Source organism: Streptomyces sp. NPDC091292 (genome assembly GCF_044757265.1).
Taxonomy (GTDB): Bacteria; Actinomycetota; Actinomycetes; order Streptomycetales; family Streptomycetaceae; genus Streptomyces.
The window spans coordinates 1-15,306 of the sequence record NZ_JBIVUQ010000012.1; the positions used below are offsets into that span (position 1 = coordinate 1).

17 protein-coding genes are annotated in these 15,306 nt (G+C 69.5%); 7 read left to right on the top strand and 10 right to left on the bottom strand.

What is annotated here, in order from left to right:
• The 4 genes from ACIQNU_RS27700 to ACIQNU_RS27715 form a co-directional block, all read right to left on the bottom strand.
• Positions 1–547: hypothetical protein (locus tag ACIQNU_RS27700; protein WP_401371632.1), on the bottom strand; the 547-nt coding region annotated here is incomplete at its 3' end.
• Positions 544–822, bottom strand: coding sequence for a hypothetical protein (locus ACIQNU_RS27705; protein ID WP_401371633.1), 279 nt, complete (start codon positions 820–822; stop codon positions 544–546). The genes ACIQNU_RS27700 and ACIQNU_RS27705, both read right to left, overlap by 4 nt.
• Complete coding sequence (locus ACIQNU_RS27710) at positions 819–1,103, bottom strand: hypothetical protein (protein WP_401371635.1); 285 nt, start codon at positions 1,101–1,103, stop codon at positions 819–821. Before ACIQNU_RS27710 ends, ACIQNU_RS27705 begins: the two co-directional genes overlap by 4 nt.
• Positions 1,100–1,402 carry a hypothetical protein gene (locus ACIQNU_RS27715; protein ID WP_401371636.1) on the bottom strand — a complete coding sequence of 101 codons (303 nt, stop codon included), beginning with the start codon at positions 1,400–1,402 and terminating at the stop codon, positions 1,100–1,102. The genes ACIQNU_RS27710 and ACIQNU_RS27715 overlap by 4 nt, the downstream gene beginning before the upstream one ends.
• A 211-nt stretch (positions 1,403–1,613) precedes the next feature.
• Between ACIQNU_RS27715 and ACIQNU_RS27720 the strand changes: the two genes are divergently transcribed.
• Positions 1,614–2,858 carry a Twin-arginine translocation pathway signal gene (locus ACIQNU_RS27720; RefSeq protein WP_401371638.1) on the top strand — a complete coding sequence of 415 codons (1,245 nt, stop codon included), beginning with the start codon at positions 1,614–1,616 and terminating at the stop codon, positions 2,856–2,858.
• A gap of 2 nt (positions 2,859–2,860) precedes the next feature.
• On the top strand, positions 2,861–3,181 hold the full coding sequence (locus tag ACIQNU_RS27725; RefSeq protein WP_401371640.1) for a 4a-hydroxytetrahydrobiopterin dehydratase: 321 nt from the start codon (positions 2,861–2,863) through the stop codon (positions 3,179–3,181).
• A gap of 83 nt (positions 3,182–3,264) precedes the next feature.
• On the opposite strand, the gene ACIQNU_RS27730 is transcribed toward ACIQNU_RS27725, so the two are convergent.
• The 4 genes from ACIQNU_RS27730 to ACIQNU_RS27745 form a co-directional block, all read right to left on the bottom strand.
• Entirely contained in the window at positions 3,265–4,296 is a 1,032-nt protein-coding gene (locus ACIQNU_RS27730) for an NAD-dependent epimerase/dehydratase family protein (protein WP_401372061.1), read from the bottom strand.
• Between the two features lie 495 nt (positions 4,297–4,791).
• Positions 4,792–5,433 (bottom strand): HAD-IA family hydrolase, encoded by a 642-nt coding sequence (locus ACIQNU_RS27735; protein ID WP_401371642.1) that lies wholly within the window; start codon positions 5,431–5,433, stop codon positions 4,792–4,794.
• Between the two features lie 94 nt (positions 5,434–5,527).
• On the bottom strand, positions 5,528–6,223 hold the full coding sequence (locus ACIQNU_RS27740; RefSeq protein WP_401371644.1) for an HNH endonuclease family protein: 696 nt from the start codon (positions 6,221–6,223) through the stop codon (positions 5,528–5,530).
• A gap of 92 nt (positions 6,224–6,315) precedes the next feature.
• On the bottom strand, positions 6,316–6,900 hold the full coding sequence (locus ACIQNU_RS27745; protein WP_401371646.1) for a short chain dehydrogenase: 585 nt from the start codon (positions 6,898–6,900) through the stop codon (positions 6,316–6,318).
• 229 nt (positions 6,901–7,129) lie between these two features.
• On the opposite strand from ACIQNU_RS27745, the gene ACIQNU_RS27750 reads away from it, so the two are divergent.
• Complete coding sequence (locus tag ACIQNU_RS27750; protein ID WP_401371648.1) at positions 7,130–7,507, top strand: DUF4267 domain-containing protein; 378 nt, start codon at positions 7,130–7,132, stop codon at positions 7,505–7,507.
• 64 nt (positions 7,508–7,571) lie between these two features.
• Here ACIQNU_RS27750 and ACIQNU_RS27755 read toward each other — a convergent pair whose 3' ends face one another.
• Complete coding sequence (locus ACIQNU_RS27755; protein WP_401371650.1) at positions 7,572–9,899, bottom strand: hypothetical protein; 2,328 nt, start codon at positions 9,897–9,899, stop codon at positions 7,572–7,574.
• Positions 9,900–10,108: 209 nt separating this feature from the next.
• Between ACIQNU_RS27755 and ACIQNU_RS27760 the strand changes: the two genes are divergently transcribed.
• The 3 genes from ACIQNU_RS27760 (at position 10,109) to ACIQNU_RS27770 (ending at position 12,542) form a co-directional block, all read left to right on the top strand.
• Entirely contained in the window at positions 10,109–10,615 is a 507-nt protein-coding gene (locus ACIQNU_RS27760; RefSeq protein ID WP_401371652.1) for a hypothetical protein, read from the top strand.
• Between the two features lie 187 nt (positions 10,616–10,802).
• Positions 10,803–11,648 (top strand): hypothetical protein, encoded by an 846-nt coding sequence (locus tag ACIQNU_RS27765; RefSeq protein ID WP_401371654.1) that lies wholly within the window; start codon positions 10,803–10,805, stop codon positions 11,646–11,648.
• 375 nt (positions 11,649–12,023) lie between these two features.
• Positions 12,024–12,542, top strand: a complete 519-nt coding sequence (locus ACIQNU_RS27770) for a DUF1203 domain-containing protein (protein WP_401371655.1) — start codon at positions 12,024–12,026, stop codon at positions 12,540–12,542.
• A gap of 19 nt (positions 12,543–12,561) precedes the next feature.
• Here the strand turns inward: ACIQNU_RS27770 and ACIQNU_RS27775 are convergent, their stop codons facing one another.
• On the bottom strand, positions 12,562–13,062 hold the full coding sequence (locus ACIQNU_RS27775; protein WP_401371657.1) for a hypothetical protein: 501 nt from the start codon (positions 13,060–13,062) through the stop codon (positions 12,562–12,564).
• Between the two features lie 289 nt (positions 13,063–13,351).
• On the opposite strand from ACIQNU_RS27775, the gene ACIQNU_RS27780 reads away from it, so the two are divergent.
• Positions 13,352–15,292 carry a YncE family protein gene (locus tag ACIQNU_RS27780; RefSeq protein ID WP_401371659.1) on the top strand — a complete coding sequence of 647 codons (1,941 nt, stop codon included), beginning with the start codon at positions 13,352–13,354 and terminating at the stop codon, positions 15,290–15,292.
• Positions 15,293–15,306: the final 14 nt, after the last annotated feature.

Consider the following 15,306-nt stretch of genomic DNA (forward strand, 5'->3'; position numbering starts at 1 on the left):
GGCCGGGGTGTCCGTGGGCGAGTTCGCAGTGGGTGTGGGTGGGGGTGTGGGCGAGGTCGTTGCCGAGGACGCGGCCTTGTCCGGCGAGGATGGCGAAGAGGAGGGGGGTGGGGGTGAGGGGGGTGGTGGCTTGGCAGGGGTGCATGGCTGGTCCTAGTGGGGGGTGGGGTGGTTGGACGGTGAGGGTGTAGGAGCAGTCGGTGTCCGGGATGAGGATGAGGAGGGGGTGGCCGGCTTTGATGCGGAGGCGCGCCGCTTGTTGGCGGGTGGGGTTGTGGGCCCATGTGCGGAGGTGGGTGGGGGTGTCGGGTTCGGGTGGGGTGGTGGCTTTGCGCATGGTGGGTTGCACCCACGGCGAGTGGGCGGGGTCGGGGTCGAGGCGGTCGGCGATACGGAGGGCCTGGCTGCGGAGCCAGCGGATGGCGAGTATCGGGGAGATGGTGTGGTGGGTGGCGAGGGTGTGGTGGGCGGTGTGTCCGGTGCCGTAGACGGGTCCTTCGGCGTGGACTTCGCACCGGTAACTCGGCTGGTCGGGGGCGCAGTTCATACGGGCCCCTGGCGCCACATCACCCAGGGACGCTCGATGACTTCGGCGTAGCTGGTGTGCTCGGGGTGGTCGCGGAGGTGGGCGAACGCCCAGGTCAGGGGTTCGGTGGGGTCGGTGCTCGTAGGTGACTTGGCGTCGCACTCGATGTCGTTGCCGTTGTCTTCGGTGAGGGCGAGGCACCGGAAGGCGTACGTGTGCGGCGGGGCGTCGTCGTCCTGGTCGGGTCGTAACGTCCATCGGACGTAGCGGAATACGCGGCGGGTCGCGGTGGTCACAGGTACTCGCCCCGGCTTCGGGCGTTCGCACGGGCGGTCTCGGCACGTAATCGTTCTTCGGGGCTGGACGGTCGTACGTCCTCGGGGTCAACGGTCCATTCGGCCCCGCCAGTTACGGGCCGCAGGGACCACCGGTCCCCGGACGTGCCGCAGAAGACTCCGACCATGTCCCTGTCGGCGTCCACGATCACGGACCCGAAGGCGGGAGGCACCCTGTTCGGGGTCGCGGCTTCCGGGAGCAGCGTGGCCTTGTCGTCCTCGGAGGTGGTGTGGCCGGTCATGAGCGGGTTCCGACGGTGATCGCGTCGGACCCGGCCAGCGCCGCGAGCGCGCGGAGCACGATCCCGAGGCGGCGGTCGTCCAGCAACTCGACGGGCCAAAGCGGGACGGTGCGGGGGAAGCGAACAGCGACGATGAAGGCGAGGAACGCCTTGTCCGCCGGAGTCGGTCCCGGGACCCGGGTGTAGCGGGACTCGAACCCCAACCAGTCACAGGACAACGCGCCGCCGTGTTCCACGACCAGGAGACGGCGTACCCACTCGCGGGCCAGCAACTCGTCCTCCTCGATCAGCGCGGCCACGGCCACCCGTTCGCATGGGGGCAGGTCCCGCGCCCACCTGGTGAGCCAATCGCTGAGCAGAGCACCAGCCGTAACTTCCCGTGCACTTTGCGTAGTCACAGGTGGATGATGGATCCGCACGTCGGACAGAAACCAGGCCAACTGTCGGCCACGCGTGGCCACGTAGCGGCCATGACCGGGAGCGCGCACGATGACACCTCACACTGGGCACATGGGCCGCAACGACGCACTGCGAGCTGCTCGCTTACGCAAGGGATGGCGGACCATGGAGGCAGCCGCCACATCCATCACCGAGCATGGACAACAGCTACTCGACGATCGACAGTTCACCGTGTCCGCACGGACATGGCGCCGGTGGGAGGGCGACCGCCCGGGGTGGCCGGCCGAGGAGACCGCGCTCGTCATTCACGATGCTCTCGGCCGCTGGCCGGAGGATCTTGGGTTCACGACTCCGCCGGGCTGGATCCGGCCTGAGCATCATGAAGAGGCCGACATGCAGCGCAGAGCCTTCATGTCCGTAACCGCCGCTGCGCTGGTCGCTGGACCAGTAGCCCCGCAGCACGTCGATCCGTCCCTCATCGACTACTTCCAACAGCAACTTGAGGGGCATTACCGCGCCGACATGTTCCTCGGACCACATGATCTGATCGGCACCGTGTCCGCGCAGTACCAGCTCATAGACAAGCTGACCCGCTCGGCCAAGGGTGAGACGCGGCGCGGGCTTCTTCGTGTCGGTGCCGCATACGCCGCGCTCGTGGGCTGGCTGTACCAGGATGCCGGAGACATGGACGGCGCGAGCTTCTGGCGAGGCATCACTCAAGAGGTGGCGGTGCGGTCTCGGGATCCGCACCTGATCGGGTACTCCCTCGTCAACCAGGCTCAGGTCCGTACCGACTTGGGCGACGGGCCCGCGGTCGTGGAGCTGTGCGAGGCCGCGCTGGATGACGCTGATCGGCTGGTGCCGAAGGTGCGGGTGATGTCCCTTCAGCAGCAGGCACACGGCGCGAGCCTCCTCGGTGACCGGGCGGCGGTGGACCACCTCATCGATCAGGCATACGGACCCCTCGCCCGGGTCGATGACGATCTGCCATGGGGCAACGCCTGCCGCCGGACGCCCGGTTACTTGGAGGTGCAGCGGGCCACGTGCTATGGGCGCTTGAGGCTCGGTGCCGAGGCCGTCTCCCTGTGGGACCAGGTACTCGACATCGTCCCGGAGACCGCGCGCAGGGACCGTGGCGTGTACCTCGCCCGGCATGCTACGGCGGCGGCTGCGGCGGGCGAACCGGACCACGCCCTGGAGATCGCCCGTAAGGTCACGGACATCGCGATCGAGACCCAATCTTCCCGGATGCGGCGGGAGTTGGTCACTCTTCAGGGCGCGATGCGGCCGTGGCAGGATGCCCAGGTCGGCCGGGATCTCGCCGAGATCCTGGAGCCCGTGACCGTAGGGAGTTGAGCGTGGCCGAGAATCCGGTGCCGCTGACCGGGGACGAGATCGACGCGGCGCTGCGGGAGGTGCCCGGTTGGCGCCGTGAAGGCGACGAGATCACCCGTACGTTCGGAATCCGCTACCACGGCGGCGTCGCACTGATCGTCCACGTCGCCGACATCGAACGCCTCATCGGCCACCACGCCGACATCGACCTGCGCTGGGACCGGGTCCGTTTCGGAATCACGACGCACGACGCCGGAAACCGGCTCACCACGGCCGACTTCGATCTGGCCACCCGTATCGACGGCATCGCCGAGGCACACGGCGCCCGCGCTCTGGACGACTGAAACCACTCGCCTCCGTACCCGCCGATCGACGCGACAGCGACAGCCCACAAACCCGCACCCGCACCCGCACCGACCCCTGACGACTACCCCTTCAGCATCGCGAGGATCCCCTCTTCCCTCGCCCCCGTAATGCCGTGCTCGGCCCACCGGGGATGCTGGACCGCCGTACCCCCGCCCTGCAACCACTCCCACGTAGCGGCAACCGTCTCCGCCAACGGGCGACACCGCAGCCCGGCCGCCTCCGCCCCAGCCGAATCGACGCTCCACACCCCGGCGTGCGTACGCCACAGAGGCAACTCCGTCCACTGCCGCACACCCTGCCCGACCAGAAGACCGTCCGGCGCCCACACCAGCCGCCCGGCCGTCCCCGTCACATCGAGACACGCGGTCAGGAACCCGCCCATCGTCTCCCGCCCCAACGGCGCCGTGACATTGAACGCCCCACCCCCCGAAGCAGCCGCCCGATCAAGTGCAAAGGCGGCCACATCCCTGACATCCACCGGCTGGATGTGCCTCCCCGGGTCACCGGGAGCGAGGATCGCCCCACCCTTCGCCACCCTGCGCAGCCACCAGGGAAGCCGCCCCACATACTCCCCCGGCCCCAGAATCACCCCCGGCCGAAGAATCGACACCCGCCCGGCCCCGAACGCCGCCAGCGAAGCCCGCTCCGCACCCGCCTTCTGACGGCCGTAGTACCAATCCGGCCCGTCCCAGTTCGCCGGCAGACGACCGTAATCCACATCGGCGTCAGCAGGCCCGTCCAGAACCTCCGACGACTCCGTCAACGGCTGGTCCGGCCACCCCCGATACGCATTCACCGTGGAGACATACACGTACCTACCTGCCACCGGCTCCAGCACCTCGGCCCCCGCCAGCACATCCCGCGGCGCCAGCTCCGAAGCCGACGTATCGATGACGGCATCCCACGGCCCGTGACCGGCGAGGGCCGCAAGGTCTTCCGCCACCCTGCGATCCCCGCGAATCTCACGCACCCCGTCCGGCGCCACCCCCGACCGCCCCCGGTTGAACACCGACACCGACCACCCACGCCCCAGCCCCGCCCGAACAACCGCCCGCCCCAAAAACCACGTCCCACCCAGCACAAGAATCCTCATGCCGCCGATCCTGCCCGCCACCACCTCAGCCACGCCACGACCCCGCCGTTGGCCCGCTGCGCAAGTAGGACAGGGACGAGACCCGCAAGCGCAACTACCTCTTCCCGTATGCCACTACGACGGCCGCCAGTGCGGGCGAACCGAACCATGCTCTGGGATCGCCCGGGACGAGCGAGGAGAGCGCGATCGAGTCCCGATCCACCTGAATACGGAGGGAGTCGGCGGGGGTTGGTTACTCACCTTGAGATCCTGGATGCCGTGGCCGAGGGGAGCTGAGCGTGGCCGAGAATCCCGTGCCGCTGACCGAGGACGAGATCGACGCGGCTCTGCGGGAGGCGCCCGGTTGGCGCCGTGACGGGGACGAGATCACCCGTACGTACGGAATCCGCCACCACGGCGGCGTCGCCCTGGAGAACCGGCGGCGCGCGCTCACTCTCACCGGGGGGGCGGAGCAGCGCTGTCGGTACCGGGACTGCGGGGACCGGCGGTCCCTGGTCAACGGTCCGGGCCGGCAGGGGTGCGGTCGGCGAGCAAGGCGTTCAGGAACGTCGCCGTGGCTGTCGGGTCCGTTGTGTGGTGCAGGGTGCGGATGCCCAGCGCTTCGGCCGGGGGCAGGTTCTCGTCGCGGTCGTCCACGAAGACGCACTCGGGGCCCGACAGGTCCAGGGCCTCCAGCGCGCGCCGGTAGATCAGCGGCGACGGCTTCCGTACGCCCTCCCGCTCCGACAGGATCACCGCGTCGAAGAAGCCGGTCCACAGGCCCTTGTCCTCGTACGGGTTGTACGGCTCGACGCCGAACGAGTTGCTGAGCATCGCCACCTTGATACCCGCCGCCCGCGCCCGCCGCGCCGCCTCGACTATCTGCGGCTCCGGGTGGAGGTGGGCGAGGGCGCGGCGCATCAGGTCCGTCGGGTCGATGTCGAGGATGCCGCCGATGACGCGGTTCCACTCCTCCTGCGTGGCGTCGCCGACCTCCAGCGCCGCATACACGGCGACGCCTTCCGGGTGTTCGTCCAGCGCGTGGAGGTAGGCGCCGGGCCGCAGCCCTTCCGCCCGCTCAAACGCTTCACCGATGAGGCTCATGCGCGTCGTGAGCACACCGCCGAAATCGAGGATCAGACCACGGTACGCGGACAAAGCGGCCTCCTTGCAGGGTCGTTGAGTGCCCTGTCCACGATGGCCCGTGGTCAATCCCTCGCCTACGAGTCGGCCCCGCAATTCAACGGCTGCTCTACGGCGCCTGCTCGTACGTCACCGTCGTACCCGGACACCCCTCCGCGAGCCGCCCCAGCGCCTCCACCTCCACGGTGTCCGCGCTCAGGCCCCACCGGAGTTTCGTCCCGATCCACTCCGAGGTGTACCGGCACCTCGCGTCGGTGGCCGGCGGCAGCCACTCGGCCGGGTCCTTGTCGACCTTGGCCCGGTTGGAGGCCGCCGAGACGGCGACGAGCGAGGTCGGGGCGTCGAGGTCATTGGCGTACGCCTCGCGCCGCTGCGCCGTCCACGCCGACGCCCCGGAGTCCCACGCCTCGGCGAGCGGCACCATGTGGTCGACGTCGAGCGCGTTGGCGGGGGTGACCCACTTGTCGTCGTAGTACGACCACCAGCGCCCACCCGAGAGCTTGCAGCCGGGCAGCACTTCGGGCGCGTCGACCGCCTCGGAGATCAGCACCTCCGCGCGGGTGTTGCAGCCGTCCGTGGGGTTCTTGCCCGCGTTCCAGTGCTTGAACTTCGTCCGCACATAGCCGTCGCGCACCTCGGCCGCGAGCGGCAGCAGGTGGACCGCACCGGCCATCGGGACGGTGTACGTCTCGTACCTCTCGGCGGAACGATCCTGCGCGTGGGCCGTGGTGGTGGGTGCGGTGAGCGCCGTCAGGAGGAGTGCGGCGGTAATCGTCGCGGCACGTCGGAGATTTCTCTTGATCACGTCAAGAAGAGTTGACCGACGGTCCCTCGTTCGAGGGGATTGGCTCGAACGGGTGAGCCATATGGCTGCGCGAGTTCACCTGCGTCCAACGGCTATGGACGTACGATCCGTCCCCGCGCGCTGCCCTCCACTGCCTCCACGTACGCGCGGGCCACCTCGGAGACCGGAGTTCCGTCGGCCGGGTCCGCGCCCATGCTCTCCAGGGTCTCTCTGATCCATCCGGGGCTGATGAGGTTGATCCGCAGGCCCCTTGGCAGCTCGTCGGCGGCGTTGCCGACGAAGCCCTCCAGGCCGGAGTTGATGAGGGCTCCCAGCGATCCGCCGGCCAGCGGGCCGGGGAAGGTGCCGCCGGTCAGCGTGACGGAGCCGCCGTCGCGCAGGTGACGCAGGGCGCGCCGGGCCAATGCGACCTGTCCCCAGAGCTTGCCGCGCACCGCGGCGGCCACCTCGTCGTCCGTCGCGGACGCCAGATCCACCAGCGGCCCACTGGCGGCACAGCACACCACCGCGTCGAGATCCGCGACCTGCCCGAACAGGGCGTCGAGAGAGGCGACATCCTCCAGATCAACAGTCACTGGCCCCCTTCGCGAGGCCTTCACGACCTCATGGGAGTCCCCCAACGCATCGACAACAGCCCGACCGACGGTCCCGGTCGCCCCGATCACTAGAACACGCATGTCACCGATCATGCCCGCTGGCCCTGGAGCGTCCACCGGCCGGGGCCGTAACCCGCTGCTGTCTCCGTCTCGGCGCCCAGGCCCTCGCCGCCACGGTCCAGCCAGGACCGACCGGCGCCGCGCCCTAGCAACGCTAGACATCCTGCCGGGGGCAGAGTACCTTCGCTATCACTACTAGCGCCGCTAGACAAAACAGCAGTGGGGCGCCGTCACCAAGGGGGAAACAACCATGCTCACCAACGTCGCCAGCGTGCTCGCCGGACTGATCGGCGCCGGCATCATCTTCATCGGCGTAAGCGCCTTCCGTGCGCCGCAGGGCGCAGTCGGCTTCGGCATCCCGGACACACCCACCGACGACCGCACCTTCCACGCCTGGCTGACCGTCAAGGCCGTGCGCGACATCGCCTCGGGGCTCTTCATCTTCGTCCTGCTGCTGGGAGCGACACCCCACCTGCTCGGCTGGTTCCTGCTCGCCGCCACCGTCACACCCCTCGGCGACGCACTGATAGTGCTGCGCAGCAACGGCCCCAAGACAGCCGTCTACGGCATCCACGGAGCCACCGCCGCGGTGATGCTGACGATCAGCGTGCTCCTGCTCACCGCGTAACCACCTCAACGTGCGGTGGCCCCCCGCCTTTCCGGCGAGGGGCCACCGCGTTGGTGCGTTGCTGCTATGCCTCCGTCGTCCTTCGGCGGCGGATCCACCACACCAGCGTCGCGCCCGCCGCCGCCAGCGCTGCCGCCACGCCCGTGATCAGGGCGAACGGGGTGTCCGAGCCCGTGTGGGCCAGGTCGCCGTTCGGGTCTTTCGCGGGGGGCTCGTGGCCGCCCGAGGGAGGAGTGGGGGCCGGGGTCGCGGGGGCCGTGGGGGTCGGGGTTCCCGGGTTCGTCGGGGTCGGTGTCGGGGTCGGCGTCGGTTTCGTGCCGCCTCCGTCATCCGTGTCCGTCGAGTCCGTGTTGCCGCCCAGGACCAGCAGCCCCGCCGTCTCCGCGTTGTCGGTCAGGGTCTTCACCGCTGTCTTCGTCTGCCGGGGCAGATAGCGGTGTTCGGCGGTGAAACGGGTCCCCGAGATGTTGCGCTTCGGCTGCTTCGAGAAGTCGACGCCTCCGACGCCGTAGGTGTACTGGCCACCGCCGGCGTCGTGCTCCCAGTGGGACTCGCCGTCCTTCAGGGACTTCAGGTACGCCTGGTACGTCTTCTCGCGCGTCCAGTCCTTGTTCTCCCCGCGCAGCGGCCACCGGCTGACGTTGTTGGAGTTGATCAGGGCGTGGTAGTCCGTCGGGGACGCCGCGTCCTGCTGGCGGATCCACTCGGCCGCGACGCGGGCGGTGTAGACGCGGCGCAGATCCGCGTACTCCGGGTCGTTGTTGATGCGCTTCTCGACCTCGGGGATGATCAGCGTGTTGACCTGCTGCTCGGCCCACTTCTTCTGGGTCTCGTCGAAGTCGCACAGGTACGAGCCCGGCGGTACGGCGTCGATCTTCATGTACTCGGACTTCACCTTCAACGGTGTGTCCAGGATGTAGATGCCGCCGTCCTGCTCGCGGACCTGCGCGGTGTCCGGCTCGATCCAGTTGCGTACCTGGAACCAGCACGGCACGCCCTGCGCGTTGCGCGGCATCGACTTCCAGAACCGGTCGGCCTCGGGCCGCTTGGTCGGGTTCATCGCGTCCGCGTAATCACGCTTCATTTCGAGGTCGGCCTCCAGCAGGATCCGGCCCGCGTCCGTCTTGCCGAACGCGGAGTCCATGATCTTGTCCGGCTGGTCCGGGTTGAGGTTGACCCAGAACTTCTCCGGCGTCAGCGCGAGCCACGTGAAGAACGCGTCCGACACGAGCTGGGACTTCGCCTGCCCGCCCCAGCCGGAGTTCTCCTCCGGGTCCTCCTTGGCGCTGAACGCGTAGTCCACACCCTTGCCCTTGACCGGCTTGCCGACGTACCGCAGTTCGAGCGTCGTGAAGTCCACGCCGCCCGGACCCCGGGGGTTCAGCCCGCGCGGGTCGGCCGCCCTGATCCGCTCCAACTGCTGCCGCATCGACTCCGGATTCGGCCGCGACTCGCGGATCAGATCGGAGGCGCCACCGCGGCTGCTGCCGGACTGGCCGGGCGGCTGCAACAGATTCGACGTCGCCCGCGAGCCGCCCTTCGGCGCCAACTCGACTTTGTCGGAACGGTAGTTGTACTCCGTGACCCGGCCCGGCGCCTGCTGCCGCAGGTCCCGCAGGAAGTTCTTCGCCTCGCCCTTCTGCGGCTCGGCGAAGACGTACTTGAAGCGGGTGTCCTTCCACTTCGGGTCCTTCGCCCACGCCTTGTCCTTGGGTATCTGGTCCCGGTCCGGCTTCCCGTTGGACTTGATCTCCACGATCTGACCGGTCCTGGGGTTGTACGCGTCCAGCTTGCGGCGGTACGTCTTGCCGTCCCGGTCGGTGAACTCGACCTCCTTCTGGCACCACCAGTCAGGGCCGACCAGACCGTGGTCCTTGACCACCTTCCGCTCGAACGCCTTGCCGCGCGGGTCGTTCCCGGCGTTCTTGATGTACCGGGCGTCCCGCCAGTCGTCGAAGGCTCCCCACGCGTTCGGGTTGCTCTTGCGGGCCTGGAGCCACGAGTACCAGATCCGGTCCTTGGGCTTGGACTTCGGCGGCTGCTTGTCTAGCTGCTCCAGCTCGGCGATCTTCTCCGCCGTCGGCGCCTCCAGGCCGTCCCACTGCTTGCCCGGATTGACGTACTCGTACGAGTCCCACTGCGACTTGGCGCGGGACGCGTCGTACTCCGGGAGATCCACGATGCCTTGCAGGTCCTCGGCCAGGCCGTACAGCTCGTCACAGCGCTTGCCGGGGTCGAGCGGCTTGGCGGCCGGCGCCGCGCCGGCCGTGCCGGTGAGGCCGGGCAGGGCGGTCAGGCCCAGCACGGTGGCGCAGGCCACGGCGGTCGCGGTACGGCTCAGCGTCCCCCAACGGGCCTGTCGTAAGGCCGGTTTGATGGTGCGTGATGTCACGATGCGTGCTCCCCCTGGGGCCCCGGGAAGGTCGGGTCTCCTGCGGCGCCGAGGAGCCCCCGTGTGCGATGTGGCGCCGCAGAGCGCCCATCACCCTAGGGGCGGGGATACGAGGAAGACACGGAGCACGGCACGGCGCGCCGCCGGTCAACTCGGCATGTACACAGCACCTCCACAGGTTCGAGCCGGGAGTGGTTAGGGTCGGGCGTATGGACTTGGACGACGAGGAGTTCGAAGAGCTGCGGCGGGTGGACGGGCTCAGGTCCGACAATCCGGTGCTCAGGGCGTGGCTGGAGCGGCAGCGGGGTGCGTTCGAGGGGTGGCGGGTGCGCCATGAGGGGGTGTGGGACTTCCGGCCCGACTCGCTCGACCGGCTCGAAGACCTCGTCCGCGCCTCCTACGGCAGCTACGAGGAGGCCCGCGCGGACGAGGACGGCGACCTGCTCCCCGTCGCCGCCTGGTACACGGGCGAGGTGCACAACCGGCACTTCGGCACCGTCTGGCAGTACCACCCCGATTCCCCCGCCGCACCGGGCCCGCGCATCCGCCCCTTCGTCACCCCGCCCTGGGACCGCCTCTTCGACTACAGGGACGAGGACGGCATCGAGGACGACGCCCGCCCCAAGTTCACGCCGATGGAGGCGCTGTTCCGGGTCCTCGTACCGGCGGACACATTGCCGCTGCGCGACGGATCCCGGTACGAGCCCACGAACTAGGACTTGTCCCGTCGCCCGTATGGCGGACATGCCTGGCTTGCAGAGAATCCGTGCAGGAGTGTCACACAGGCTGCACACAGTCTTTCGGGTTACTCGTTAACGTGACTGGCCGCTCGATTCCACGTGCGAACGTGAACGAGGCCGCGGTTCTGCGGCTCGACGGCAAGTCAACTCAGGAAGACCGCAGATGGATTACTGCTCCTCGTGTCGCCGACATCTCAATGGCGCCCTGGTGTGTCCCGGGTGCGGTGCCTACGCCCCGGACATCGCTCCGGTCGGCGAACCCCGCCCCGCCGCGGACGCCGTCCTGGACGCCGTTCCGCCCACCGCCGACGGCCGTGCCGCCGTGGCCCTGGTGGCGCCCATGTCCCTGGCCGAGTGGGAGCGTGAACCGTTCGAGCCGTCCGGTGATGTGCAGGCCCCGGCCGTGCTGCCGCAGGGGCGGGCGGCGCGGCGCCGGCAGCGGGCCCAGTGGAAGAAGAACCAGCGGCGGGCCGTCGTCGCCACCGCCGTCGCGCTCGTCGGGGGCGGGTTGACCGTCGCCGCGATGGACCGGGGGGCCGCCGACAAGGCGCAGGCCAGTGCCGCGCCCGAGCACGACGGTCCTGATGTCACGAGCATGGGTGTCGCCGAGGAGGAGACGGCGGACGAGCAGTCCGGTGCGCCCGCTGCGCGGCCCGAGGGGCGTCATCGGGCGCCGGACGGTGCGGGGTCCGGGTCCGGGTCCGGTCAGCGGAGTGTCGCCGAGGTTCCGAAGCAGCGGTCCGGTGTTTCGCCGCAGCAGAGTGTGGCTCCGCGGGATGTGCGGACCGAGGCCGCGGATCGGCAGTCTTTGGCGACTGCCGTTCCCAAGCCGGTGGTTACCGCGCCGAGTGTGGTGGAGACGGTGCCGGACAGTGGGGTTGCTCCGCCGGCTCAGACGCCTCCGGCCGCGGACCCTGCGGGTGGTACGCAGCCGGCGCCTCCGGAGACCGCCACTCCGCCGGAGAAGACCAAGCCGCAGCTTTGCGTACTGGTGCTTTGCATTGGGTGACGGTTTGGCTCGGTGACCGTTTGACTCCGGGTGACCGTTTGACTCGGGCTGTGCCCACCCGTCCCGCCGTGCGGGACGCCTGCCCACAGCGGGGACCGGGGGGGTAGGGCGGTACGGCGGGCGGGTACGGCGGGCGGGTACAGCGGGTACGGGGGGCGGGTACGCGGGTACGGGGACTAGGGCGGGTACGGCGGGACGGCGGGTACAGCGGGACGGCGGGTACAGCGGGACGGCGGGTACAGCGGGACGGCGGGTAGGGCGGGTACGAACTCCGCGTCCGAACCCCCCGTCCGAACCCCCCGTCCGAACCCCCCTCCGAACTCCCCGTCCGAATCCCGCCAGCAGACCCGCCGTCCCCCGACCGACACTCGCACCATGACGCACTACTCCGCCCTCCCCATCACCCCCTCCGCCCTCAAGGAACTCCGCGACACGGACGACTCGGGGCAGCCGATGCGCCCGTACATCGCGGGCGTGGAGGGTGCCCCCATCGACTCCGTGGGCAGTCCGCTGCGCTGCTGTCTGCGCGGGATCGAGCCCGGCGAACGGGTCGCGCTCGTCTCGTACGCGCCGCTGCGCCGCTGGGCGGCGGCGACCGGGGCCGAGCCCGGCGCGTACGACGAGGCGGGGCCGGTGTTCATCCACGCCGACGAGTGCGCAGGGCCCGCCGAACCGGCGGGATACCCCGCCATCCGGCCGGGAGCCCTGCGCACCCTGCGCCGCTACGACGCCCGGGGCCACATCGCCGGAGGCCGCCTCCTCGAAATCCCCGAGGACGCCGGCACCGCGTTCGACCGGGCCCTCGACGAGGCGTTCGCGGACCCCGAGGTGGCGCTCGTCCACGTACGGGCCGTGGAGTACGGCTGCCTCCACTTCGAGGTACGCCGCCCCTGAGCAGCAGTCCAGGGAGCGCTCACGCGCGACCGCTGTAGGCGAGGCTGCATGCCGAGTAGTCGCCCTTGACCGCGCAGAGCTGGATGTAGACCGCCGTGCCCTCGGTCAGATTGCCCGTGTTCCAGGGGCTGTAGTAGACGGCCGCGTGCCCGCGCGTCGTGGCGACGCGCCCCGTCACCGGGCTGATCATCGTGGCCTCCATGCCCCACCCGTCGGCGAGGCGGTCCAGCACCCGGAAGGCGTCCCCCGGGATGTTGGACGCGTCGATGGGGTCGGCGTTCCACTCCATGAGTCCCGCATAGGTGCCGTCGTAGTACGCGGCGATGGTGAAGCTTCCGTTGGCGGACACCGCGCTCTTGTCGAAGGTCCAGCCGGCCGCCGCCGCGTCGGTCGCTCCGAGCGTGAGGGAGCTTCCGCACACGAGCGCACCGGCCGCGAGGAGCGTGGCCCCACGGTTCCTCAGTTTCTTGTTCACCAGTCGCTTGTTCGTCAGTTTCTTGTTGATCAGTCTCTTGTTCATCTCGATTCCCACCCAAGTAGTCGAGAAATACGCCTGATTGGTCCGAGATCCTGACCCGCCGTACAGGCACGGTCAATCCCTCGATGAGGGGGGTGTGCCGGGAGGCCGGAAAACCCCCTGCGCCGCTGTCGGAGGCATGGCTTACGCTGCCCGATGGAAGCCGCGCCCCGTTCCGGCACCGTTCACGCGGTGTGGTCCGGGTGTTGCGCGGCGCCTTCGTCTCACCGGGCAGGCACCGCCATGCACCGGGATTCCTTGTGGGGGGAACATCACTGTGCGAAGACGCACCATGTCGACCGCGACGGCGCTCGCGGTCCTCTTCAGTTCGGCGGCACTGACCGTCACCACGGCCGGGCCCGCTTCGGCGGCGTCGGCCACCGTCGCCACACCCGGCGGCATCGTCGCCGACGCCACGCTCAAGCGGGTGTTCGTCGGCGACAAGTCGGCCGGAAAGATCCTGGCCGCCGACTACTCCGGCGCCTTCGTCGACTCGGCGAGCGGCATCAGCGGCGTCTCCGACCTGGCACTCTCCGCGGACGGTACGACGCTGTACGCGGCGGCGTCCGCCAGCCACGAGATCGTCGCGCTCGACGCGGCGACCCTCGACGTCAAGGCGCGCTACGCCGTGTCCACGAACACAGGCCCGCGGTACGTGGCCTTCGCCGGCGGCAAGGTCTGGTTCACGTACGGCGACCAGTGGGACGGCGACCTGGGCTCGGTCGATCCGGCCGTGGACCCGGCGAGCGGCACCGACCCGGTGACGCTCGGTCAGTTCCCGCAGGGGGACGGGAACATCGGGATCTGGGGCCCGGGGCTCCTCGACACCGACCCGTCGTCCCCCGGCCTGCTGGCCATCGGCCAGTCGGGCATCTCCACGGACTCGATGGCCGTCGTGGACGTCTCGGGCGACGCGCCGCAGATGGTCGCCTGGCACGACGGCGACTACACGCTGAACGAGGGCATCGGCGACATCGACCTCGTCCCCGGCTCCGCCCAGGTCCTGGTCAACGGCACCGCGCGGGACGCGTACGCGGACGGCAAGTTCACCCAGGCCGGCAAGTACCCCGCCGGGCAGCGCGCCGACATCGCCGCGAACGGCCTCGTCGCCCAGGTCAACGGCGACAAGCTCGCCGTCTACCGCCCCGACGCCACCAAGCCGCTGCGCACCTACACCACCAGCTCGACCGGCACCGGCGACCTGACGTGGGCGCCGGACTCCTCGCGGATCTTCGCGCTCGTCGGCTCGGGGGGCCGCTACACCCTCAAGGCGCTCACCGGTCCGACGCTGAACGTGCCGACCCTGACGGTGAACGCGCCGTCGAAGGCCACGCGCGCGAAGAAGCTCACGGTCACGGGCAAGCTCACCGCGACCGTGCCGCTGCCGGCGGGGGTCTCGCTGACGGTCACCCGTACCGACCTGGAGAGCCCGAACGGCAAGGCGCTGCCCGCCGTGAAGCTGAAGACGGACGGCACGTACAGCTTCACGGACACCCCGCCCGCGGGTGGCACGGTCACATACCGGGTCGCGTACGCGGGTGACGCGGGGCACACGGCCGTCTCCGCGTCCGACAAGGTCGACGTCTCCCGCGCCAAGACCACGCTGACGCTGAGCAACAACGGCAAGGTCTACTCGTACGGCAAGGACGTCTCCTTCAAGGCGCACCTCGGCTCGACGTACAAGAACCGCACGGTCGAGATCTGGGCCAACCCGTACGGCGCCGACAAGCCCAACAAGCTGGTGCGGACCGGGAAGGTCAACTCCAACGGGAACTTCTACGGCACCGTCGACATGAAGCGGGACACCACCGTCACCGCGGTGTTCCGGGGCGACGGGCGGTACGCGCCGAAGACCGTGAAGGTCACGGCGTACGCCAAGGTCAAGCTCTCCACCTCCGTCTCGAAGCACTACAAGACGGGCAAGGTCGGCGGCTCGACCACGTACTACTGGTTCCACAAGAACAGCGACCCGGTCCTGAACACGACGATGACGTACTACAAGGGCCGTCAGATGCGGTTCGACCTCCAGGTCTACTACCAGGGCAGGTGGTACGCCGCGGACTCGGAGTACTTCGCCCTCCCCACGAACGGCAAGCTGTCCGTCCGCCTCCCGGGCCCCGGCGAGTCCGGAATCAAGGCCCGCATGCGCTCGGCGTACATCAACAGCTCATCGGGCGACAACGTCAACTCGACGACCTACGGGTCCTGGAAGTACCTGTACTTCACCAAGTAATCGGTAACAGGCGG

Coding starts and splice junctions, on each gene's coding strand:
- ACIQNU_RS27710 (WP_401371635.1), bottom strand. CDS start 1,103: ATGACCGGCCACACCACCTCCGAGGACGACAAGGCCACGCTGCTCCCG.
- ACIQNU_RS27720 (WP_401371638.1), top strand. CDS start 1,614: ATGGGCCGCAACGACGCACTGCGAGCTGCTCGCTTACGCAAGGGATGG.
- ACIQNU_RS27730 (WP_401372061.1), bottom strand. CDS start 4,296: ATGAGGATTCTTGTGCTGGGTGGGACGTGGTTTTTGGGGCGGGCGGTT.
- ACIQNU_RS27745 (WP_401371646.1), bottom strand. CDS start 6,900: ATGCGTGTTCTAGTGATCGGGGCGACCGGGACCGTCGGTCGGGCTGTT.
- ACIQNU_RS27750 (WP_401371648.1), top strand. CDS start 7,130: ATGCTCACCAACGTCGCCAGCGTGCTCGCCGGACTGATCGGCGCCGGC.
- ACIQNU_RS27760 (WP_401371652.1), top strand. CDS start 10,109: ATGGACTTGGACGACGAGGAGTTCGAAGAGCTGCGGCGGGTGGACGGG.
- ACIQNU_RS27765 (WP_401371654.1), top strand. CDS start 10,803: ATGGATTACTGCTCCTCGTGTCGCCGACATCTCAATGGCGCCCTGGTG.
- ACIQNU_RS27770 (WP_401371655.1), top strand. CDS start 12,024: ATGACGCACTACTCCGCCCTCCCCATCACCCCCTCCGCCCTCAAGGAA.
- ACIQNU_RS27775 (WP_401371657.1), bottom strand. CDS start 13,062: ATGAACAAGAGACTGATCAACAAGAAACTGACGAACAAGCGACTGGTG.
- ACIQNU_RS27780 (WP_401371659.1), top strand. CDS start 13,352: ATGTCGACCGCGACGGCGCTCGCGGTCCTCTTCAGTTCGGCGGCACTG.